Source organism: Acetobacter sp., assembly GCF_052102375.1.
Classification (GTDB): domain Bacteria; phylum Pseudomonadota; class Alphaproteobacteria; order Acetobacterales; family Acetobacteraceae; genus Acetobacter.
Genome location: NZ_JBQDXI010000003.1, coordinates 13,821 through 34,541, shown reverse-complemented (window position 1 = coordinate 34,541; position 20,721 = coordinate 13,821). Strand labels below are relative to the sequence as shown.

22 protein-coding genes are annotated in these 20,721 nt (G+C 57.4%); 13 read left to right on the top strand and 9 right to left on the bottom strand.

Annotation, left to right across the window (positions count from 1 at the left end; translation table 11 throughout):
* Positions 1–199: 199 nt before the first annotated feature.
* Positions 200–727 carry a carboxymuconolactone decarboxylase family protein gene (locus tag ACTIDN_RS01860; protein ID WP_441375794.1) on the bottom strand — a complete coding sequence of 176 codons (528 nt, stop codon included), beginning with the start codon at positions 725–727 and terminating at the stop codon, positions 200–202.
* 270 nt (positions 728–997) lie between these two features.
* Positions 998–1,540 carry a peroxiredoxin gene (locus ACTIDN_RS01855; protein WP_048837798.1) on the bottom strand — a complete coding sequence of 181 codons (543 nt, stop codon included), beginning with the start codon at positions 1,538–1,540 and terminating at the stop codon, positions 998–1,000.
* Positions 1,541–1,749: 209 nt separating this feature from the next.
* On the opposite strand from ACTIDN_RS01855, the gene ACTIDN_RS01850 reads away from it, so the two are divergent.
* The 3 genes from ACTIDN_RS01850 to ACTIDN_RS01840 all read left to right on the top strand — a co-directional run bounded on the left by ACTIDN_RS01850 (position 1,750) and on the right by ACTIDN_RS01840 (position 3,822).
* Positions 1,750–2,718, top strand: a complete 969-nt coding sequence (locus ACTIDN_RS01850) for a hydrogen peroxide-inducible genes activator (protein WP_441375793.1) — start codon at positions 1,750–1,752, stop codon at positions 2,716–2,718.
* A 135-nt stretch (positions 2,719–2,853) separates the two neighbouring features.
* Positions 2,854–2,979 carry a type B 50S ribosomal protein L36 gene (gene ykgO / locus ACTIDN_RS01845; protein ID WP_003625637.1) on the top strand — a complete coding sequence of 42 codons (126 nt, stop codon included), beginning with the start codon at positions 2,854–2,856 and terminating at the stop codon, positions 2,977–2,979.
* Between the two features lie 3 nt (positions 2,980–2,982).
* Positions 2,983–3,822 carry a tetratricopeptide repeat protein gene (locus ACTIDN_RS01840; protein WP_441375792.1) on the top strand — a complete coding sequence of 280 codons (840 nt, stop codon included), beginning with the start codon at positions 2,983–2,985 and terminating at the stop codon, positions 3,820–3,822.
* 44 nt (positions 3,823–3,866) lie between these two features.
* On the opposite strand, the gene ACTIDN_RS01835 is transcribed toward ACTIDN_RS01840, so the two are convergent.
* Together ACTIDN_RS01835 and ACTIDN_RS01830 are read right to left on the bottom strand one after the other, a co-directional pair.
* The gene (locus ACTIDN_RS01835; protein ID WP_441375791.1) at positions 3,867–4,778 is read right to left on the bottom strand and encodes a prephenate dehydrogenase/arogenate dehydrogenase family protein; all 912 of its coding nucleotides are present in this window, start codon (positions 4,776–4,778) and stop codon (positions 3,867–3,869) included.
* A 4-nt stretch (positions 4,779–4,782) separates the two neighbouring features.
* A complete protein-coding gene (locus tag ACTIDN_RS01830) occupies positions 4,783–5,844 on the bottom strand; it encodes a lysylphosphatidylglycerol synthase domain-containing protein (protein ID WP_441375790.1) in 1,062 nt (353 codons plus the stop codon).
* A gap of 208 nt (positions 5,845–6,052) precedes the next feature.
* Between ACTIDN_RS01830 and hpnA the strand changes: the two genes are divergently transcribed.
* Both hpnA and ACTIDN_RS01820 read left to right on the top strand, forming a co-directional pair.
* Positions 6,053–7,048, top strand: coding sequence for a hopanoid-associated sugar epimerase (gene hpnA, locus ACTIDN_RS01825; RefSeq protein WP_415508590.1), 996 nt, complete (start codon positions 6,053–6,055; stop codon positions 7,046–7,048).
* A 12-nt stretch (positions 7,049–7,060) separates the two neighbouring features.
* Complete coding sequence (locus ACTIDN_RS01820) at positions 7,061–8,314, top strand: glycosyltransferase (RefSeq protein ID WP_441375789.1); 1,254 nt, start codon at positions 7,061–7,063, stop codon at positions 8,312–8,314.
* 70 nt (positions 8,315–8,384) lie between these two features.
* On the opposite strand, the gene ACTIDN_RS01815 is transcribed toward ACTIDN_RS01820, so the two are convergent.
* Together ACTIDN_RS01815 and ACTIDN_RS01810 are read right to left on the bottom strand one after the other, a co-directional pair.
* Positions 8,385–8,720 carry a YegP family protein gene (locus ACTIDN_RS01815; protein ID WP_415508592.1) on the bottom strand — a complete coding sequence of 112 codons (336 nt, stop codon included), beginning with the start codon at positions 8,718–8,720 and terminating at the stop codon, positions 8,385–8,387.
* 82 nt (positions 8,721–8,802) lie between these two features.
* Positions 8,803–8,982 (bottom strand): hypothetical protein, encoded by a 180-nt coding sequence (locus ACTIDN_RS01810; protein ID WP_441375788.1) that lies wholly within the window; start codon positions 8,980–8,982, stop codon positions 8,803–8,805.
* A 2-nt stretch (positions 8,983–8,984) separates the two neighbouring features.
* On the opposite strand from ACTIDN_RS01810, the gene hpnC reads away from it, so the two are divergent.
* From hpnC to ACTIDN_RS01770, 8 genes are all read left to right on the top strand, one after another.
* The gene (gene hpnC / locus ACTIDN_RS01805) at positions 8,985–9,848 is read left to right on the top strand and encodes a squalene synthase HpnC (RefSeq protein ID WP_441375787.1); all 864 of its coding nucleotides are present in this window, start codon (positions 8,985–8,987) and stop codon (positions 9,846–9,848) included.
* Between the two features lie 76 nt (positions 9,849–9,924).
* Complete coding sequence (hpnD, locus tag ACTIDN_RS01800; protein ID WP_048837934.1) at positions 9,925–10,815, top strand: presqualene diphosphate synthase HpnD; 891 nt, start codon at positions 9,925–9,927, stop codon at positions 10,813–10,815.
* A 24-nt stretch (positions 10,816–10,839) separates the two neighbouring features.
* The gene (gene hpnE, locus ACTIDN_RS01795; RefSeq protein WP_441375786.1) at positions 10,840–12,138 is read left to right on the top strand and encodes a hydroxysqualene dehydroxylase HpnE; all 1,299 of its coding nucleotides are present in this window, start codon (positions 10,840–10,842) and stop codon (positions 12,136–12,138) included.
* Between the two features lie 61 nt (positions 12,139–12,199).
* A complete protein-coding gene (gene shc / locus ACTIDN_RS01790) occupies positions 12,200–14,170 on the top strand; it encodes a squalene--hopene cyclase (protein ID WP_441375785.1) in 1,971 nt (656 codons plus the stop codon).
* Positions 14,171–14,175: 5 nt separating this feature from the next.
* Positions 14,176–14,880 (top strand): phosphorylase family protein, encoded by a 705-nt coding sequence (locus tag ACTIDN_RS01785; RefSeq protein WP_441375784.1) that lies wholly within the window; start codon positions 14,176–14,178, stop codon positions 14,878–14,880.
* Between the two features lie 440 nt (positions 14,881–15,320).
* The gene (locus ACTIDN_RS01780) at positions 15,321–16,919 is read left to right on the top strand and encodes an FAD-dependent oxidoreductase (protein ID WP_441375783.1); all 1,599 of its coding nucleotides are present in this window, start codon (positions 15,321–15,323) and stop codon (positions 16,917–16,919) included.
* Positions 16,919–17,353: a c-type cytochrome gene (locus ACTIDN_RS01775; RefSeq protein ID WP_441375782.1), complete on the top strand. Its 435-nt coding sequence runs from the start codon at positions 16,919–16,921 to the stop codon at positions 17,351–17,353. Before ACTIDN_RS01780 ends, ACTIDN_RS01775 begins: the two co-directional genes overlap by 1 nt.
* A gap of 1 nt (position 17,354) precedes the next feature.
* Positions 17,355–17,867 carry a RidA family protein gene (locus ACTIDN_RS01770; RefSeq protein WP_441375781.1) on the top strand — a complete coding sequence of 171 codons (513 nt, stop codon included), beginning with the start codon at positions 17,355–17,357 and terminating at the stop codon, positions 17,865–17,867.
* A gap of 99 nt (positions 17,868–17,966) precedes the next feature.
* On the opposite strand, the gene ACTIDN_RS01765 is transcribed toward ACTIDN_RS01770, so the two are convergent.
* From ACTIDN_RS01765 to ACTIDN_RS01755, 3 genes are read right to left on the bottom strand one after another with little or no spacing between them, the layout of a single operon-like run.
* Complete coding sequence (locus ACTIDN_RS01765; RefSeq protein ID WP_415508600.1) at positions 17,967–18,251, bottom strand: hypothetical protein; 285 nt, start codon at positions 18,249–18,251, stop codon at positions 17,967–17,969.
* 16 nt (positions 18,252–18,267) lie between these two features.
* The gene (locus ACTIDN_RS01760) at positions 18,268–19,782 is read right to left on the bottom strand and encodes an efflux transporter outer membrane subunit (RefSeq protein WP_441375780.1); all 1,515 of its coding nucleotides are present in this window, start codon (positions 19,780–19,782) and stop codon (positions 18,268–18,270) included.
* A gap of 19 nt (positions 19,783–19,801) precedes the next feature.
* A complete protein-coding gene (locus tag ACTIDN_RS01755) occupies positions 19,802–20,713 on the bottom strand; it encodes a biotin/lipoyl-binding protein (protein ID WP_048837814.1) in 912 nt (303 codons plus the stop codon).
* Positions 20,714–20,721: the final 8 nt, after the last annotated feature.

Sequence of the window (20,721 nt, the reverse complement as noted above, 5' to 3'; positions counted from 1 at the left end):
TTCATCAGCACAAAAAAGAAAACGCAACGCTTAGACGTTGTTTCAAAAGTTCAGATCTGAGGTCTAGACAGGGCCTTAGCCTGACTGAACAAGTAGCTTTGTCGCCCCGACGCAATACCATCGGGGCACAAGATACCTCATTCAGGCATCATAAAGCACCTCAGCCCACCTTGAACGACTTTTAAAAAATGCTTTCTTCTTATTCACCTAGCGCGGCGGCACCCTGCAAGGCTACCGCTACGGCATGCACGGTGGCTGCAATACGCACAGCAGTCTGCACAGACTCGGCCCCCAGTGCTTCACGCACAATCTTTTCATGGCTGGTTACGCACAGATCACACCCGTTGATGGCAGAGACAGCCAGAGACCAGAGTTCAAAGTCTGCTTTTTCCACGCCGGGGCGGCCAATAACGCTCATGCGCAATTGCGCAGGCATTTTGCCGTAGTCACCGCCTGCCATATGCACAAAGCGATAGTAAATATTGTTCATGCCCATAATAGCAGCGGCCGCTTTGGCAGCATTCAGGGCGTCTGGTGTCAGCTTGTCTGCAAATTCCGCCACAATGGCCTTGGTCACGTCATCATTGCGGGATGCAATAGCAGAAACCACAAATGTACCAGCCAACTGCTGCGGGGTCAGGCTGACATCATTTGCAAGAGAACCAAGGTTCAGGCGCAGGTCTTTTGCGTAGTCGGGAATACGGTCTTTCAGGGCATCCAGAGACATCTGATTATCCTTGCAAAATGGGAACGTGAAAGGCCACAGGCGTGACACCCGTGCCAAAATTCTGACGCCGCACACGGCGCATATAGTGTGTCAGAAAAAACTGAGCTTGCTACATCCCCTTGCCGTACGAACAAGAGACATAACGCAGGCAAGGCACAAAACCTTGCCAAGGGTAAGCTCCTGCTGCGCAGGGGCTACCCTGCAAGGTGGCACAAACCACCTTGCAGAAAGCCTGTACCGAACCAGCCGGTACAGGAAAGCCAACTGGTCTCAGACTTTAATAAAGTCGTCGCCCTGTTTCCAGTTACATGGGCACAGTTCGTCGCTCTGCAGGCCGTCCAGAATCCGTACGATTTCCTGCGGGTTACGACCAACGGACAGGTCATTGACGGACACATGGCGGATAATGCCCTGTGGGTCGACCACAAACGTTGCACGCAGGGCAACGCCAGCGTCCTTCGCCATAACGCCCGTGCCTTCGGTCAGCTCACGCTTGATGTCTGCCAGCATCGGGATCTGAAGGCCCTTCAGGTCTTCATGGTGCAGACGCCAGTTCAGGTGAACGAACTCGCTGTCGATGGACACGCCATACACAACGGCATCACGGTCTGCGAAGTCTTTTGCCAGCTTGCCAAAAGCTACGATTTCGGTCGGGCAGACAAACGTGAAGTCTTTTGGCCAGAAGAAAACAACTTTCCACTTACCAGCGTCAGACTTGTCAGAAATCTGAACAAACTCACCCTTAAGGCCTTCAGGGCCACCCGGAACGGCAGTGAGGTCAAAGCTTGGGAACTTATCACCAACGGTCAGCATAAGCTTGCTCCTTAGTATCAGGTTCAAAATACAACGTTGCCTGTGCATCGCTGCTTGTGAAACTCTATATGGCGCGGCATATTCATTTATGCCAATGAATATTTTATATCAAAACAATCGAAATGATCGATTACGATCTGAACCCCGCGTCAGGGCGTAAGTATCACCACAGTTTTGGCCTTAGGGCCTGATGTTTTTAAAGGTCTGACATGTTTCCCCTGCCCTCAGCACAGCAGTTGCGTTACCTGATAGCCCTTTCGGAACTACGGCATTTCGGGCGGGCTGCTGCCGCGTGTGCCGTCACACAATCCACCCTGTCGGCAGGTATTATGGCGTTGGAGCGCCAACTGGACGCCCAGTTGCTGGACCGCACAGTGGGGAAGAAAGTTGTTTTTACACCTTTGGGGCATGAAATTGCCCTCAAGGGCCGCCGGGCGCTGGAAGCACTGGAAGCTGTGCCGCAACTGGCGGCGGCAGCCCGCACCCCGCTTACCGGCCCACTCCGGTTGGGTATCATTCCCACAATCGGGCCTTTTCTGGTGGCACCCATTGTCAAAACCATTCGGGCACGCTTTCCCCAGATCACCCTCTCCATCACCGAGGATACGACAGAGCATTTGCTGGAGAAGCTAGCGCTGGGGCGGTTGGATATTCTCATGCTGGCCATGCCCTGCCTGTGTGACGGCACGGAAACGCTCCCCCTGTGGCGAGACCCGTTTCAGGTGATCATGCCTGATGGGCACCCTCTGGCATCCCTGGCGCATGTTCCCGTCGAGCGGCTGGAAGACCAGCGGATGATCATGATGGAAGACGGACATTGCTTGCGGGAACAAACACTGGCGGTCTGCCGTCAGGGCCGCGGGTGGGATAGCTCAGATGGAGAGGGCGACTCCACATTCACCGCCACCTCCCTCCACACCATGGCCGATATGGTTGAACTGGGGCTGGGCATAGGGGTTGTGCCTGCACTGGCCACGGAAAACGGGCTGCTGGCCAGCCACAAAGTCATTACCCGCCCGCTCTCTGGTGGGCCAGTATGGCGCACAATCGGGCTGGCATGGCGGCCCCGCTCCCCCCGTGCGGCAGATTTCCATACTCTGGCGACTGCTTTTGCCGCACTCGCCCCACACCCGGAAGAAAGCTCCCTTGCAGCCAAAAGCCCACAATCAGGCCATTAAATACCGGAAAACAGCCCAAAACCGAAAGAAAATGGCGCTTTGCAGGCCGAAAACATTGACTCATATAAGCAGGCTCGGTATGTGCGCTCACAACTTGTTTCCACTTCATTGAGTATTGGCGGAGAATAACGGGCCATGAAAATCAGAAACAGCCTGAAATCGGCCAAGGTGCGCGATAAAGACTGCCGTGTAGTACGGCGTCGCGGCCGGGTTTATGTTATCAACAAGAAGAACCCCCGCATGAAAGCTCGTCAGGGCTAATCCATGCTTTCTCCGGCCCTCTTTGGCTGGCTGAAAACGCATGACATGTGCGCAACCCGTTTTTCTGCTTTGCAGGGAAGCGGGTTTTTGCGTTCTGGCACGCCACGCTCGTTTCTGTTGCTAACCGGGGCCGTTCTCGTACTGGGGGGCAGCATTGCGCCGCTCTCCTCCGGCATGGCAGAAACCCAGCCTCATCAGGCTCAGCACTCCAAGACTCCGTCTCATACTCCGGCTCAACACGCATCACGCCCGGCAGCGCACGCACCGGAACCGGTCGCCCCGCCCGGCCCAGCACCTGCACCGTCTGCTCCCAAACCGGGCACTGCCCAACCCGACCCCACTGCTCAGAAACCCGCCAAGCCTGAAGACCAGATTGCTCAACTGGCGGATCAATTGGCAAAGGCAAAAACGCCCGAACAGGCGCATGGGCTGGAAGCTGCGCTAGAGACTCTGCGCGCCGCTGACATTTCCCCCACCACTCAACTCCTCCTGCGCCGGGCCGAGAAAGATAGTGCCAACAGCAAGCCGGATGAGGCCGTGGAGGACATGAGCGATGCCATCGCCCTGCAATCTGATAAAGCCATCCTGTGGCGCTCCCGTGCGCAGATGCGCCTTGTTGCGGGAGACCTGAATGGGGCTGTGCAGGATTTGGGAGCCGCCTTGCAACGCGACCCGCGCGATGTGCAAAGCTGGGCTTTGCTGGCAACGGTTGAGGAGCACCGCAAGGATGGTCCCGCTGCCCTGAAAGCCTGGCAGAAAGTTATGGCGCTCAACCCTATGGCGGACCGCGCCCATAAAAGGCTGGATGCGCTGCACATTAAGGCTTACGGACAACCAACCTGAGACCCGTTAAAAAAAACGCCGGGAACAGTCCCGGCGTTTTGTAATCAGGCCTGTTGGTTTTCAATCAGACTTTTGCGAATCTTCCGGCCCCGCTCAATGCGGTCCACAATATAGGCTTCATCCCCCCAACGGATGGCGCGGGCCATAGCCTGTGCGTCTTCCATAAAACGGGCCAACATTTCCAGCAGGGCTTCACGGTTCAGAAGGAAAATATCGCGCCACATCGTAGGGTCTGACGCAGCAATACGCGTGAAGTCCCGAAAGCCGGACGCCGCAAAATCCAGCACCTCAGAGCGTGTTTCATCTGCCAGATCATCTGCTGTGCCGCAGATGGTAAACGCTAACAGATGCGGTAGATGGCTGACGATAGCGCAAACACGGTCATGGTGCGCGGGGGTCATGTCCCGCAGGCGGGCACCACAGCGCTGCCAGAGGGTTCTTATGGCCTCTATTGCGGCATCCGGCGTAGCCTCCAGCGGCGTAAGCAGGCACCAGCGGTTTTCAAACAGCGTGGCAAACCCGGCATCCGGACCAGAAAACTCTGTTCCTGCCATAGGGTGTGCAGGCACGTACGGTACATCTGGCCGCAAATAGGGGCTGATCGCCTCAATGACCGAAACCTTGGTAGAGCCAACTTCTGTCAGAATGGCACCCGGTTGCATGGCGGGCAGCACCGTTGCTGCAACAGGGCCCATTACCCCCACAGGCACACACAGCATAACGCAATCTGCCCGTGCTGCGGCTTCTGCTGCGTTATCCGTAACCTCATCCGCAATGCCCAATTCTGCCACGCGGGCACATACGGCGGGGTCTTTATCCACAGCAATAACATGGCGGGCCAGCCCACCGTATTCCTTGGCGCGCCGCAGGACGGAAGACCCGATCAGCCCCGGCCCAACAACCACGAGCGTTTCAAAAACGGGAGGAAGGTCTCTGGTGTCAGATGGTGTCTGCACGCTCTTATTCTTTCACCACGGAAGAAGTTGGCACATACGCGGCATCTGGTGCCTGTACGGGTTCGGGCTGACTGGCAGCACGCAGGCCGCGCATTTCCATAAACTGCCACAGCAGCAGGATGGGGATACCCAGCGCCAGCTCACGCCCCCGGCGTAACAGTGACAACCCGAGAGAGACGGACGACTCAAGCCCAAAGGCATGCCCGAGTGCAATATAGGCCCCCTCCTGCACACCAAGGCTACCCGGCACCAAAAACCCTACGGACATGATGGCGCATGTCACCCCTTCTACGGCTATGGCGTTAGGGAAGCTCAGGCCCGCACCCATCAGGTTGGCGGCAAGCCACAACATGGCAGCACTGCTGATCCAGCCCAGAAAATGGTAAAAAGCAGAGCCACAAATACGCAACGGGTGGCTCCAGACCGCCTCCATCCGTTCTTGCAGGTTTCCAGCACCTGTCAGCAGATTATCATGCCACTGGGCAGCCAGACTGCTGGAAAATTTGCTCCCCAACCGGCGGAATATGTGGCCGCCGTTACGCTGGGTCCAGACAAAGCCTGCCGTTCCCACCATCAGGAACACAGCCCCAAAGATAACCGGCACTACAAACGGGCTGTTGCGTTGGTGCGCCACAAGAAACGCCACACCCAGCAGCACAAAAGCCGTCTGGCCCATGACCTCGGTTGTAATATCCACAAGGTTGGCGGCAGTGGCCTCCGGCAGATCAACCGTGCGAGAGTCGCGCTTATGAAAGCCGTGGCCTGAGCAGGTTGCCCGTATGCCAATGACAATTCCCCCAAGTTGGGAGAAAGGCAGGCATGTGGCCGCAGCATCCCGCACCATACGTGCGCCCAGCAGGCGCAAATACCCAATTTCAGGTACGGCGGAATACCATGCCAGCCCCAGCACGCCATTTACGGCCAATTGGCAGCATACCATGAGAAGGAACCCGCCCAGACCAATACGCATGACAGCATGCATGACAGAGCCAAAGCCACTCCAGGCAACGGCTGCAGTAATGGCCACCAGGCCGAGCAAAGTGAGAAAAATAGTAAGCTTTTTCAATGCCTAAGCTCTATCTCCCCAGGACGCCCCCTTTGGGCCCCCCAGCACCCTGCCGCTCGTGCGCGGACAGGGGGGGTATGTTCTTGCGTGACCGTCCACTTACACCAGCATAGGGTCTGGCGCCACCTTGGGCGGCAGGATAAAGAAGCAGACCATCTGTTCGGTCTCTGTACCGTGTTATTTCATACCCTTATGGGAGCGCCCTTTCATGACCGCCCATACGCTTGTCACCGGTGCCACAGGTTTTGTTGGCTCTGCTGTAGCCCGAACCCTGCTGGAACGCGGACACTCCTTGAGGCTGATGGTGCGCGAAGGCAGTGACCGACGCAACATTGCCGACATCCCCGCCGAGTTGGTGGAAGGGGACCTCTCCCGCCCGGACACATTTGCGCGCGCCGTTGAAGGCTGTCGCTATGTGTTTCATGTGGCCGCAGACTACCGCCTGTGGGTGCCAGACCCAGCCCCCATGATGACTGCCAACGTGGAGGGCACACGCCTGCTCATGCTTGCAGCCCAGAAGGCAGGCGTTGAACGCATTGTCTATTGCTCATCCGTGGCGGCCCTCGGGCTGGTTGGGGATGGCACGGTGTCTGATGAAAACACGCCGGTGCAGGAACACGGCGTGATTGGCATTTACAAGCGCTCCAAATACCGGGCGGAGCAGGAAGTGCTGCGCCTTGTGAAGGAGCAGGGCCTGCCAGCGGTTATTGTTAACCCATCCACCCCCGTTGGCCCCCGTGACATCAAACCCACCCCTACCGGGCAAATGATTCTGGATTGCGCCGCCGGTCGTATGCCCGCTTATGTGGATACAGGCGTGAACATCGTGCATGTGGATGATGTGGCAGAGGGCCATGCGCTGGCGCTGGAACGCGGCACCATTGGCGAGAAATATATTCTGGGTGGCCAGAACTATCTGCTGCGGGACCTGTTTGCCATGGTCTCTGAAATTGCCCATGTGCCCCCGCCGCGTATCAGCCTGCCCCAGAACGTGATCTGGCCAGTGGCTGTAGCCTCTGAATGGCTGTCACGCTCTTTTGGGTTTTCACCGCGTGTCACGCGGGAAATGCTGGCCATGTCCCGCAAGAAAATGTTCTTCTCTTCAGACAAAGCCATACAGGATCTGGGCTATGCGCCGCGCCCGGCCCGCAAGGCTGTTGAAGATGCCATCACATGGTTCCGTAATAACGGTATGCTGAAATAAGGAGTACGGCACATGCTGCTTGCTCTGGCCATTTTATCCGCGGTCATCTGGTTCGGGCTGATTTTCTTTCACGGAAAATTCTGGCAGGGGGGGCCTATTTTACAGCCCATCCCGCCCCAGACGCACACAGCCACCATAGCTCCAGAAGTAACGGTTGTTATTCCAGCACGGGATGAGGCGGAGTCTATAGAAACCGCTCTTTCCTCCCTGCTGATGCAGGATTACCCCGGCAAACTTTCCCTTATTCTGGTCAATGACCGTAGCGAGGATGCAACCGGTGCCCTCGCCCGCGCGCTGCCAGACCCCCATAAACGACTGACCGTGCTGGACGGTGCTGACCCTGAAGCCGGATGGAGCGGCAAGCTCTGGGCGGTCTCTCAGGGTGTGGCGGAAGCCAACCGCCAGAACGCCGGGACAGGCGGCTATGTTATGCTGACCGATGCAGATATCGTGCATGCACCTGCCCACATTGCCACACTGGTTGCCAAAGCCCAGACAGACGCCCTGCATATGGTGTCTGAAATGGTGGAACTTCAGTGTGAAAGCTTGGCGGAGCGGGCTTTGGTGCCTGCCTTTGTGTTCTTTTTTGCCCTGCTCTACCCGTTTGCCAAAGTCAACAACCCGGCCAGCCGCACAGCGGGAGCTGCTGGCGGAACCATCCTGATCCGACGGGATACTCTGGCCGAAATTGGGGGTATTGCTGCCCTCCGCGGCGCACTGATTGATGACTGTGCGCTGGCCTCCTGCGTCAAGCAGAATGGCGGACGGCTTTATCTGGGGCATTCCTGCTTAGCCAAATCTATCCGCCCTTACCCCCGTGCGGCAGATGTCTGGAACATGATTGCCCGCACAGCGTATGTGCAGCTTCATTTCTCCGCCATTCTGCTGGTGCTGACCGTTTTGGCTATGCTGGTGGTCTGGGTGGCACCCGGCCTGTTGGCTCTGTTTGGCCATGGGGTTGTACAATGGGTGGGGCTGGCAACATGGCTGACATCCATGGCCTCTTTCCTGCCGACATTGCGGCGGTTCCGTATTTCACCGCTCTGGGCCTTGGCACTGCCGCTTGTAGCGCTTTTCTATACTGCTGCCACGCTTGGCTCGGCCCTAAACCATTACCGGGGCCGGGGCGTAGTGTGGAAAAACCGTGCGTACCGTGACGCTATTCCCAATAGCGGGAAACAGACTGTGAATAGTCCTGCGTGTGATGCTGCCTCTGATAGCGCAGCACCCCGCCGGTCCGGCCAACAGTCCCACAGGCCACACTAAAACTGACCTGTACCAAAAAGGGGAGCCCTCACCGGCTCCCCTTTTTTTATTGTGACCAACCGAAGGGGGATTAGTGGGTCAGGTCATGCACCGTGGCATCAGGGGCGGCTTTCTTCACCGCCTCAATGCCGTGGTCACGTCCGGCCGCGCTCTCATATTGCTCGCTCGTGCCAATCACCTCGCCGTTGCGGGCCTTGAGGTTGAACATCGGTTTGCCAGACTTGGCGTCCTTGCGCTCATAGCGGGCATCATCCGGCGCGTTCTGTTTGACGGACTCAATGCCATGCTGGGCACTGTCCTTCTTTGTATAGCCTTCACTGGCAAGAATGATCTCGCCATTCCCTGCCTTCAGCCTGAAACGGTATTCACCAGCTTTGTCTTTATAAAGTTCAAACTTGGCTGCCATGATGGCCTTTTCCTCCGTTCTGATAGGTGAGTGTATCCGGCACTCAACACGGCAATCATGTCAGAAATACGCATAAAAAACCTCACAAAACGACCTCAGGCCCCCACTCCCCCCGAGAGCACACCACCTCCCCGGCAGAACCGTCTGTTTCCCGCCCTGCATACGCGGTAGCGGAAACACCGCCATACCGGGCGGGAGTAGGCAGGTGCAAAAAGAGCGTGTAAAGGTCCGGGCTATGAAAGCCCACCAGCCGAGAGACCATGCATGACCGAAACATCCTCCTCCGTCTGGGGCAAGGCCGATGTTTCCTCAGGCAAAGGCGCATCAGACGAGAACTTTCCCGTAGGCTCCTTTCTGCTCAGCAAGGAACTGCGGCCCCATGTGCACGCCTACTATGCCTATGCGCGTGTTATTGACGATATTGCGGACTGTGAAACCCTCAGCCCGGAAGACAAGATCACCCGCCTGAACGCCATGGAAGATGTCTTGCTTGGCAAGCGTGACCCTATTATGCGCCCGGACGCCATGAGCGCTGCAACGCTCCGCACCTCCCTTATCAGCACCGGCGTGCCCTTTGAAACGGCTACTGACCTACTGATCGCTTTTCGGGATGACTCCCACGGGGTCGAGTACAAAACGTGGGATGACCTGCTGCGCTACTGCAAATACTCGGCCAATCCCGTAGGGCGCTTTCTGATTGACCTGCATAAGGAAAGCCCGGAGTCTTACCCGGCGTCAGACGCACTATGCACCTCCCTACAAATTCTCAACCATTTGCAGGACTGCCAGAAAGATCTGCTCCGGCTGAAACGCTGCTACATGCCGTCTGACCTGCTCCGGTTGGCCGGGGCAGACGTGTCAGACCTTGAGGCTGGACGAACCTCCCCCCGCCTGCGCCGGGTGTTTAACACTCTGCTGGATGGTGTGGATGCACTGAACCGTCAGGCCGCCAGCCTGCCCGGCTATATGAAGGACCGCCGCTTCCGTATGGAATGTGCCGCCATTGTGGCCCTTGCCCAGCGGCTGACCCTACGCCTGCGCCGGCAGGACCCCCTTGCCAGCCGCGTAGCCCTGACCAAGCCGGATGTCCTCCATGCAGGGCTTGCGGCCCTGCGGGTATGGCCCTGACCTTTCCCCCACGGGTAAGTTCTGTAAAAAGACCTTCACTTCTTTTCATGATCCCCAACAGACAGGTGGAACGCGCGTGACAGCCGAAGATATTCAGACGCATGACCAGCCAACCCCTCTTGGCTGCAACCCGGCAGATCTGGCTTGGGTGGAAAGCACTGTAAAACAGGCCGGCACATCCTTTGCTGCCGGTATGCGTATTCTGCCCCCCATGCGGCGTTATGGTATGTACGCCATTTACGCCTTCTGCCGCGTGGTGGATGATATTGCCGATGGCTCAGACCCCCTGCCCCAGCGCAAGGCGGAACTGGAAGAGTGGCATGCCCGCATTGCCAGACTCTATGAGGGTGAGGCCCATGACCCGCTGGAACGGGTGCTTATGGCCGCGATACGCTTCTTCTCCCTCCGGCAGGCTGATTTTGATGCTGTGATTGACGGCATGATCATGGATGCCGAGAACGCCATTGTCGCCCCGGATGAAAAAACGCTGGACCTGTATTGTGACCGCGTTGCCTCTGCCGTGGGCCGCCTGTCCGTCTATGTGTTTGGGGATAGTTCAGACAACGCGCAGAAGGTAGCTTACCACCTGGGCCGCGCCCTCCAGATCACCAATATCCTGCGCGATATTGCGGAAGACGCAGCCCGTGGCCGCCTGTATCTGCCAGCAGACCTGCTGAACCGCTTTCATGTCCCGCTCAACCCCATTCAGGCGCTGTCCGCACCGGGGCTGGAAGATGTGGCCCGCATTCTGGCCGCACGTGCGCAGGACCACTTCCGCAAGGCGTTTGCCACCATGAAGCTGTGCACGCCAAAGGCCATGCTGCCTGCCCGCATTATGGGTGCCAGTTACGAATCCATTCTGGTAGCACTGTGCAAACGGGGCTGGGCGCAGGAGGTTCTGCTGGCCCGCCCCAAGACCTCTGCCCTGAGCAAGGCCTACGCACTGGCATCCTCCTACATTCCGTAACCACCAGCGCAGGCAGTAAAAACAATGGCAGGAACACTGCATATTATTGGTGGCGGTATGGCGGGTCTGGCCGCCGCTGTTGAAGCCGCAGGCTGTGGCAAGCACATTATCCTGCATGAAGCCGGGCGGGCCTGTGGTGGCCGCGCCCGGTCTTATGAAGACCGTCAGCTTGGCTGCCGGATTGATAACGGCAACCACCTGCTGCTTTCTGCCAATAAAACCGTGTTCCGTTATCTGGCCATGACAGGGGCTACAGACACCCTGACAGGCCCCGGCGCTCCCCTTTTCCCGTTTGTTGACCTGAAGGAAGAGGCCCGCTGGACGCTGGACCTCTCCCGCGGCAAAGTGCCGTGGTGGGTGTTCCAGCCACACAAGCGTGTGCCAGACATGCGCCTTGTGGAACTGCGTAGCCTGCAAAAACTAATGGCCGCCACAGGGGACCAGACAGTTGCGGACTGCCTGCTGCCCGGCGCGTTTTCCCGCAGGTTGCTTGAGCCTTTTGCTATTTCCGCTCTCAATACGTCCTACGAAACAGGAAGCGCCGCCCTGCTAGGGGCAGTTGTACGGGAATCCCTCTCTCAGGGCGGGAATGCCTGCCTGCCATGGTATGCCAAGGACGGCCTGTCCGAATCACTGGTAGACCCGGCTCTGGCGCATCTTGCCATCATGCAGGTGGAAGTCCGTACCCAAAGCCGTATTACCGCACTGGACTGTGAGCGCGGGCGCGTCACGGCGCTGCAGACCTCTGAGGGCACACTCCCTATCACGGCGGAAGATGCCGTTATTCTGGCTGTGCCAGCCCCCGTGGCCTCCAGCCTGCTAGCTGACCGTCTGCCCGGCTTTAGCGCGCCTGATGAGTTTGAGAGCATCCTCAACCTGCATTTCCGTCTAGATCAGGCTCCGCAACCCTTGGGCACTTTTGCCCAAAGCGGCTTTATGGGGCTGGTAGGGAGCATTGCGGAATGGGTGTTCCTGCGGAATGACATTCTGTCTGTCACCGTCAGTGCCGCCAATCGTTTTGCAACGCAGGATCAAGACACGCTGGCCAGCACCATCTGGCATGATGTACGCCGCGCCTGTGACCCGGTTTTAAAAACAGCCTTGCCCGCCACCCCACCACATCAGCGCATTGTGTGGGAAAAACGGGCGACCTTTGCCGCCACTCCTGCCCAGAACCGTCTGCGCCCAGGTCCGGCAACGGCTCTGGTCAATCTTGCGCTTGCAGGGGACTGGACGGCAACTGGCCTGCCCGCCACATTGGAAGGCGCTATGCGCTCCGGCGTGCAGGCTGTCTATACTCTGGGGTTACGCCGCCCATCCTGAGGCAGAGCGGCACTCTCTCTTTTTTGGCCGGTTTGGACCACAACAGAAAGGACTATTCACCATGGCCGTTAATGGCAGCGCTCTTTCCGAAACACTCCTCTCCCGGGAAGAGTTGGACCGTGTGGTCACCACCGCACAGGCCGCATTGGGCAAACGCCAGCAAGAAGACGGCCACTGGGTCTATGAGCTGGAGGCTGATGCCACCATTCCGTCCGAATATGTGCTGCTGGAACATTATCTGGACCGGATTGATGACCCGCTCCAGCAGAAAATTGCAGTCTATCTCCGCCGCACCCAAAGCGAAGATCACGGCGGCTGGGCGCTGTATCATAACGGCAAGTTTAATCTTTCTGCCTCTGTGAAAGCCTATTTTGCGCTCAAGGCTACCGGCGAAGACATCAATGCCCCGCACATGCGCCGTGCGCGCGAGGCCATTCTGGACCATGGCGGCGCTGAGCGCTCCAACGTATTCTGCCGCTGCCAGCTTGCTCTGTTTGGAGAAGTGCCTTGGCGGGCAACGCCGGTCATGCCCATTGAGCTGATGCTCCTGCCACGCAAGGCGTTCTTTTCCGTCTGGAATATGTCTTACTGGTCGCGCACGGTTATAGCGCCGCTGCTGGTTCTGGCAGCGCTCAAGCCAAAAGCCATCAACCCGCGTGGCATTCACGTGCAGGAACTGTTTGTTACCAAACCTGATGCCGTGAAAGACTGGATTTGTGGGCCCTATCGTTCTGCATGGGGGCGTATGTTCAAAGGGCTGGATGCAGTATTGCGCCCCCTTATCCCACTTATTCCCGCCAAAACGCACCAGAAAGCCATTAAGGCCACCATTGACTTCATTGAACCCCGCCTGAACGGGGAAGACGGTCTGGGTGCCATTTATCCGGCCATGGCCAATGTGGTCATGATGTACCGTGCTCTTGGTGTGCCGGATACAGACCCACGCGCCGTCACAGCCTGGAAAGCCGTGCAGAAGCTGCTGGTGATCAAGGATGATGAAGCCTACTGCCAGCCTTGTGTTTCCCCTATTTGGGATACAAGCCTGTCAGGTCATGCCATGCTGGAATCCGCCTCTGGTCCACAAGGCATTGCCCCGGAAAAAACCCTGACAGAACTGCGCAAAGCCAGCGCATGGCTGCGTGAGAAGCAGATTCTCACCGTCAAGGGAGACTGGGCCATCAACAAGCCAGATCTGGCACCCGGCGGCTGGGCTTTCCAGTACGGCAATGACCACTACCCGGACGTGGATGACACCGCCGTTGTGGGCATGTTGCTGCACCGGGAAGGAGACCCCGCCAACGCTGAAGCGCTTGAGCGTGCCCGTCAGTGGATTATTGGCATGCAAAGCACCAATGGCGGTTGGGGTGCCTTTGATATTGATAACGACAAAGAAATACTCAACCACATTCCGTTCTCGGACCATGGTGCTCTGCTAGACCCGCCCACGGCAGACGTAACAGCCCGCTGCGTCTCCTTCCTGAAACAGCTTGGCCATGTAGAAGACCAGCCCGTTATTGACCGGGCCATTGCCTACCTGCGGGCCGAGCAAGAAGAAGATGGCTCATGGTTTGGCCGTTGGGGCACCAACTATATTTATGGCACGTGGTCCGTGCTGTGCGCCTTCAACGTAGCTGGCGTGTCACATGATGATCCAGCTGTTGTGCGGGCTGTTGAATGGCTACGGTCCGTACAGCGCGAAGATGGCGGCTGGGGCGAAGGCTGTGAAACCTATGAAGGGGGTGCTCACGGCGTGTATAGTGAGAGCCTGCCATCCCAGACCGCGTGGGCTGCACTGGGCCTTATGGCCGCTGGCCGCCGGGATGACCCCGCCGTTGGCAAAGCCATGACATGGCTGGCCAGCCAGCAGGATGAGAATGGGGAATGGCATGAAGACCCGTACAATGCTGTTGGCTTCCCCAAAGTCTTCTACCTGCGTTACCATGGTTACAAGCAGTTCTTCCCGCTCATGGCTCTGGCCCGCTACCGTAATCTGGAAAGCAGCAATAGCCGCCGTGTCGCCTTTGGGTTCTAAGCAGCATGACCACAGCGCATAGTGCCCCAACAAAGCCGGGTATTCTGGTCGGGCTAAAAGCCGAGGCCAAATTTATCCGGCAAATCTTCCCGCATGCGGCCATTGCTGCAAGCGGTGCCACACGCGTTGGCGCTCAACGGGAAGCCGCACGTCTGGCCGCGTGCGGGGCAGATTGCCTGCTTTCTTTCGGTCTGGCGGCAGGGCTGGACCCAGCCTTGCCTGCTGGCACGCTGATTGTGCCAGAGACCGTGCAGGCGTGGGGCACCAGCTACCGGTGCGACCCAACGCTCCGCCATATTCTGGGGGGCACCCAGCCAGCCACGCTAGGGGGTACTCTGCTGCATAGTGACCATGTGGTCCTGACTGCTGAAGAAAAAGCGCGACTATTTACTCAGTCTGGTTGCGCCGCGCTGGACATGGAAAGCGGGTTTCTAGCCCGCACGGCGGAGGAAGCGGGGCTTCCCTTCGCTGTGTTGCGTGTGGTGTGTGACCCTGCCACTCGTACCCTCCCCCCTGTCGCGGCGGCTGTGCTGTCTCCTGATGGTGGGTTGAATATTGGAGCCTTGGCCGGGTCCCTGCTCCGCAAGCCTACGCAAATTCCAGCTTTAATTGCCCTCGGGCGCGATGCGGGCAAAGCGCGTACCGCAATGCAAACTTTTCTGACGCAACAACGCACACTCCGCGCATTTGTCCGTCTGGCAGAGGGTTAAAGAACAGCCCACAGCGTATCAAAGCATGTCTTGATGCGCTGTAGCGGAGGCCGGAATACCACCGGCACTACGGCTATCACGGGCTATCAAACAATGCGTTTGCAGTCTGCAACTTACCCGCGCGAATCCCTGCCCGTCCGACCAACAACGCTTTGCAGAATGCTGCTGCCTATAGTCACTTAGGCAAAAAATACCTGCTTTTTCCTCCTTCCTAAAAACACCCCAAGAGCGTTTTTCTCGCGCAATTCTCCCTGAGCAGCACGAGCGATCCCGCGCGCATTTTTTGTCTAAATTCCCGCCTAACTGCCTGTGTGTTTATATTGCTTTATCGAAACAAATCGCATATTGTTTCGATAAGACAACATTGCCATGCTTTGCTTTAGGCGCCCCAACGCCTTTTGTGCAGGCAGCATTCTTCACGACTCTTGCGGGATTACTGAATGCCACATGCTCGTTCCCTCCCTCCTACAAGGCGGCAGCTTTTAACCCGCATTGGCACTCTGGCTGGCAGCGCAGCACTGTATCAGGCCATGACCGCCATGGGCCACGCTACCGGAACAGACTTCAAAGGCGCACCTGCCCTGAAAGGGGCCAAAAAAGGCACAAAAATTCTGGTGCTGGGTGCTGGCCTGTCCGGCATGCTCTCTGCTTATGAGCTCCGTAAGGCTGGCTATGATGTGCAGGTGCTGGAATTCCAGACCCGCAGCGGCGGCCGTAACATCAGTCTGCGTGGTGGGGACACCGTAACCGAACTTGGGGGCGCCACCCAGAAAGTTGGTTTTGCAGCGGGTAACTATATCAATCCTGGCCCATGGCGTATCCCATACCATCATCAAGGCCTGTTGCATTATTGCCGTGAGTTTGGGGTGGAGTTGGAACCCTTTGTGGAGTTGAACCACAATAGCTGGCTCCATTCCAGCGGTGCTTTTGGTGGCAAGGCCGTTCGCTACCGCGAATTTGCGTCAGACTTCAACGGCTTCACCGCGGAACTCCTCGCCAAAGCCATTGACCAGCACAAGCTGGATGACTTTGCCACAGCGGATGAGCGGGACCATCTGCGCACGGCCATGAAATCCTGGGGCGCGTTGAACAAGGACTACGCTTACACCAAAGGCAACACCAGTTCTCTGCGTCGAGGTTTTGCCCGCCCGCAAGGGGGTGGAATTGACGGTGCCCCCATCCCGTCTGACCTCTTCGGACGGGAAGAAGTGCTCAAGTCCGGCCTGTGGACCTGGATGGCCTTTCACGAACGGCTGGATATGCAAACCACCATGTTCCAGCCTGTTGGCGGCATGGACCAGATTGGCAAGGGCTTCACACGTCAGGTCAAGGATCTGATTACGCTTAACTGCAAGGTTAGCGCCATCCATCAGAACGAGCACGGTGTCACTGTCACTTATAATGACATGGCCAATGGGGGGGCCGTACGGCAGGCGCAGGCGGATTACTGTGTCTGCACCATTCCGCTGTCCGTGCTGTCCCAGCTGGACGTGCAGGTCAGTGATGGCATGAAGGCCGCCATTCAGGCTGTTCCCTATGCCTCTTCCGTCAAACTGGGGCTGGAATTCAAGCGCCGATTCTGGGAGGAAGATGACCAGATTTATGGTGGCATCAGCTTTACAGACCAGCAGATCAGCCAGATCTCCTATCCTAGCCACGGCTATTTCTCCAAAGGTCCGGGTGTGCTGCTGGGCGGCTATATGTTTGGACCTGCCGCCTACGACTTTGCCGGCATGACCCCGCAGGAGCGGATTGAGCGTGGTCTGGCACAGGGTTCGGCCATTCATCCGCAATACCGCAAAGAATTTTCCAACGGTGTCAGCTTTGCGTGGAGTCGTGTTCCCTGGACCTTGGGCTGCTGCTCCATGTGGACAGAGGAAGCCCGTAAAACCCATTACAAAACCCTGTGCAGCATTGATAACCGCGTGGTGTTGGCGGGTGAACATGCCTCCTACGTTGGCTGCTGGCAGGAAGGAGCCATCCTTTCCGCGCTGGATGCTGTAACCCGTCTGCACAAACGCACACTGGGAGCTGCCTGATGCGTCTTATTCCTAGCATTTCTGCTCTGGTTCTCGCCGGGGTGGTGTTCAGCCCCCTTGCCCTACCCAACGCAGCCAAGGCCGATAGCGCCAGTGCAGTTGCGGGCAAAATGCAGGCGCTGCCTGATGGCGCTGCCGTTTATAAGCATATCTGCCAAAGCTGCCACATGGCGGACGGGAAAGGAGCTGAAGGGGCCGGAGCACACTTCCCGGCACTGGCAGGTAACCCCAAACTGAAAGCGGCCGACTACCCCGCCTATGTTGTGCTCAACGGCTATGGCGGCATGCCGTGGTTCGCGGGCCTATTGAATGACAAACAGGTGGCGGATGTGGTCAATTACATTCGCTCCCATTTTGGTAACAGCTACACGGACGCGCTCAAACCCGAAGATATTACGGACATGCGCCCCCATTTGAGTGTTGAGGAAGAATAACATGCAGTTTTCCAAACCCCTCCTGTGCGCTGGCCTGCTGGCTGGTGGTCTGCTTGCTGCACCGCTTGCTGCGCAGGCAGAAGACGGCATCATTCGTCACGGCGCGGGAGATTTTCCCATCTCCACAGCGGTTGAAGTCCCCGCTGGTGCCAGCACTATTTACCTGAGCGGCATGGGTGCTCCAGTGCAGAACACATCTGCCGCACCTAAAAGCCTAGAAGCATATGGTGACACGCAGACCCAAACCCTTGCGTCCCTCAAACGCATTGAAGGGGAGCTGAACAAACTGCACCTGAGCATGAGCGATGTTGTGCAGATGCATATTTACATGGTGGCAGACCCCCGCACCAAGCAGCTTGATTTTGCTGGCATGATGAAGGCTTACACCCAGTATTTCGGCACACCCAAACAGCCTAACCTGCCTGTTCGTTCTGCCTTTGCCGTGGCCCAGCTGGCCAACCCTGGCTGGCTGATTGAAATTGAAGTAACCGCAGTCCGCTCTCTTAAAAAATAAGGTAGAGCCATCAAAAAAAGCCCCGCCTCATCATCATGAGTGCGGGGCTTTTTTTATGCAAAACGGCAGAGCGCTTGCCCAAAGCAAGGCTGAGGAGCCTTATTTTCCATCCATTTTTTGTAATTCGCTATCCGCATCGTTACCCAGAAAAAAGTCTTCCGGATCTTCCGGCACAGGAAGATGCAGCAAATAAAAACCTAGCAATACCGTGACAACGCCCACGACAATAGGAACCCAGCGCAGCACGGTAACGCGGGTGCTGTCATTCATGCTGCCGCCAATCACCATGGCCCAGCCACTTATGCACAGCAGGGCAAAGCCCCCCAAAAAACAAACCGTAATCCAGATCAGGCGACGCGTGTAAACCGAGGATGGTCCAGCCATAGCAAGCCCTCCAGCATTATTGCTTGAAGGCCCGCGCTAGCACATTCTGGGTTTCCAGGGAAACAGGCAATGTGGAGTTGGTCAACGGTACGCCCTTCCAGCCCGCCCCAATTGCCGTGTAAAGGTTCACGGCGTCACGCAGGCGCTCCAGCTTAGCCATTGCTTCCATATTTTGGGCATTCAGGGTTGTACGCTCGGTTGTCAGCACTTCCAAAAAGCCGACAAGACCGGCCCCATACAGCTTGCGGGCACGCTCACTGGCAAGGGCGCTGTCTTCTGCTGCCTTATGCAGTTGCTCGGCATATTCAATATCGTCATGCCAGGCTGCCATAGCATCTTCAACTTCCTTGAAGGCCGTCAGCACTGTCTGGCGATAGCTCAACCGGGCGGCCTCAGCCGATGCCTGAGCTGCGCGAATTTCCGCCGTCATCTTACCACCATGCATGATGGGCAGGCTGGCCATCATCAGGAACTGCCAGCTCATGGCATTCACCTGAAAGAGCTGGTACATGGCCGACGCATTAGGATTGAAGGTCAGCGGAATAACAAAATGTGGATACAGGTTGGCGACAGCCACCCCTATCTGCGCTGTAGCCAAAGCATATTTCCGCTCAGCCATACGCACATCTGGCCGGTTGGCCATAACAATGGAGGGCATGGTAGCTGGGAAAGCCGGAACCACTGGGAGCGGGCGCACAACCTTAAGTTGATCTTCCAGCTCACCCGGCATTTTACCCAGCAACACTGCAATAGCGTGTGTAACCTGTGACACGCGGGTTTTCAGGGGTTCCCGCGCTGCAATCTGGGTATCCAACTCAGCTTGGGCCTGCGCTGTCTGCAAGGTGTTGCCCACCCCTTCCAGATACAGCTTGTTGGACAGGTCCACCCCTTCCTTAGCAACCCGAATATTGTTTGTGGCAATACTAATCTGCAACTGTGTCACACGCAGCAGCATATAGTCGGACGCCAGCTCGGACAGCAGCGTCATTAACAAGGCGCGGCGGCCTTCAATGGAGGCTTCAACCGCCCGCTCATGCGCTTCCACATCGCGGCGGATGCGGCCGAACACATCCATTTCCCATGTGGCCATTGCCCCATACGTCAACATAGACGCCTGTGGCCGATTGGAGGGGTTGCCGGGACGGATGGGCCAGTTATCGATATTGATGGAGTAACGCACATCCCCACCGCCCATATTGGCATCCATCTGCGGATACCACTGGGAGGCAGAACGGTCGCGGATGGCACGCTCAGCAAGAATATGCTGGCCTGCTATCTGGAGGTCAAAGTTACCCGCAATGGCCTGCTCAACAAGGCTTGTAAGCATGGGGTCGTTGAACGAGGCCCACCACTCCGTCATTTCCTTGTTGGTGCGTTCAATTTCCTCAGGCGTGGCGGTGTGTTCTTCCGCCGCTTCCTTAAAGCCTGCTGGCACTTTCATGCGGTCCGGCTGATAGTTCGGCCCGACCGTGCAGGCAGACAGCAGCATGGACGATGCCATGAACAGACCAAGGCGACGACGAAGATTCATTGTTGGCATCCTGCCGCGCTCAGAGGTGGTCTTGCAGCCAGGTGGTCAGCTTACCGCGTCGGCCACGCGGTTCAGGCCCCACACTGACTGTTGCCGTCATACCCGCTGCCAGCGTGACACTATCCGGCACATGGTCAAGATGAATACGGACCGGAATACGCTGCGCCAGACGCACCCACGTAAAGATAGGGTTGACGTCCTGCAAACCCAGTTTATCGGGCGTGCCGTTAGTATCATTAATACCGCGGGCAATGCTGACAACGTGCCCGGTCAGAATGGGTTTGTAGCCCATCAGCTTCACGCGGGCTTCATCACCAATATGCACACCCCACATCTTGGTTTCTTCAAAATAGCCGTAAACCCAGTAGGAATCCGCATCAATCACGGCCATGCGGGCCTGCCCCGCCGGAGCATAGTCACCCACCCGCACGTTCAGGTTGGTCACATACCCATTGACCGGAGAATACAGCACTGACCGTTGCAGGTTCAGTTTGGCCAGATCGAGAGAAGCCCGTGCCGCATCCACCGCAGCAATCTGGGTTGCGACATTAGAGTTAAAGACTTCCTGCTCTTCCGCTGACACAATGCCGCCAAGGCCCATACGGCGGCGGGCGTCATTGCGCTTCAGCTTCAGGTCTTCCAATGCACCATCCAGCCGCGCCTGCGCTTCACGGATTGCAAGGCGAAAGCGCACAGGGTCCAGCACATAAAGCGGGTCGCCCTTATGAACGTACTGGTTATCCACCACCGGAATTTGCACCACAGTGCCGGGCACTTCAGGGGCTACATCCACAACGTACACGCGCACACGGCCATCGCGGGTCCATGGGGCAATCATGTACACGTTCCAGAGGGTTATCCCCAGAACAATGGCCATTGAAACGACCGCCAGGGTCAGGATCACTCGTATCAGGGTGCGCAGAAGGGGCATTGCAGAGA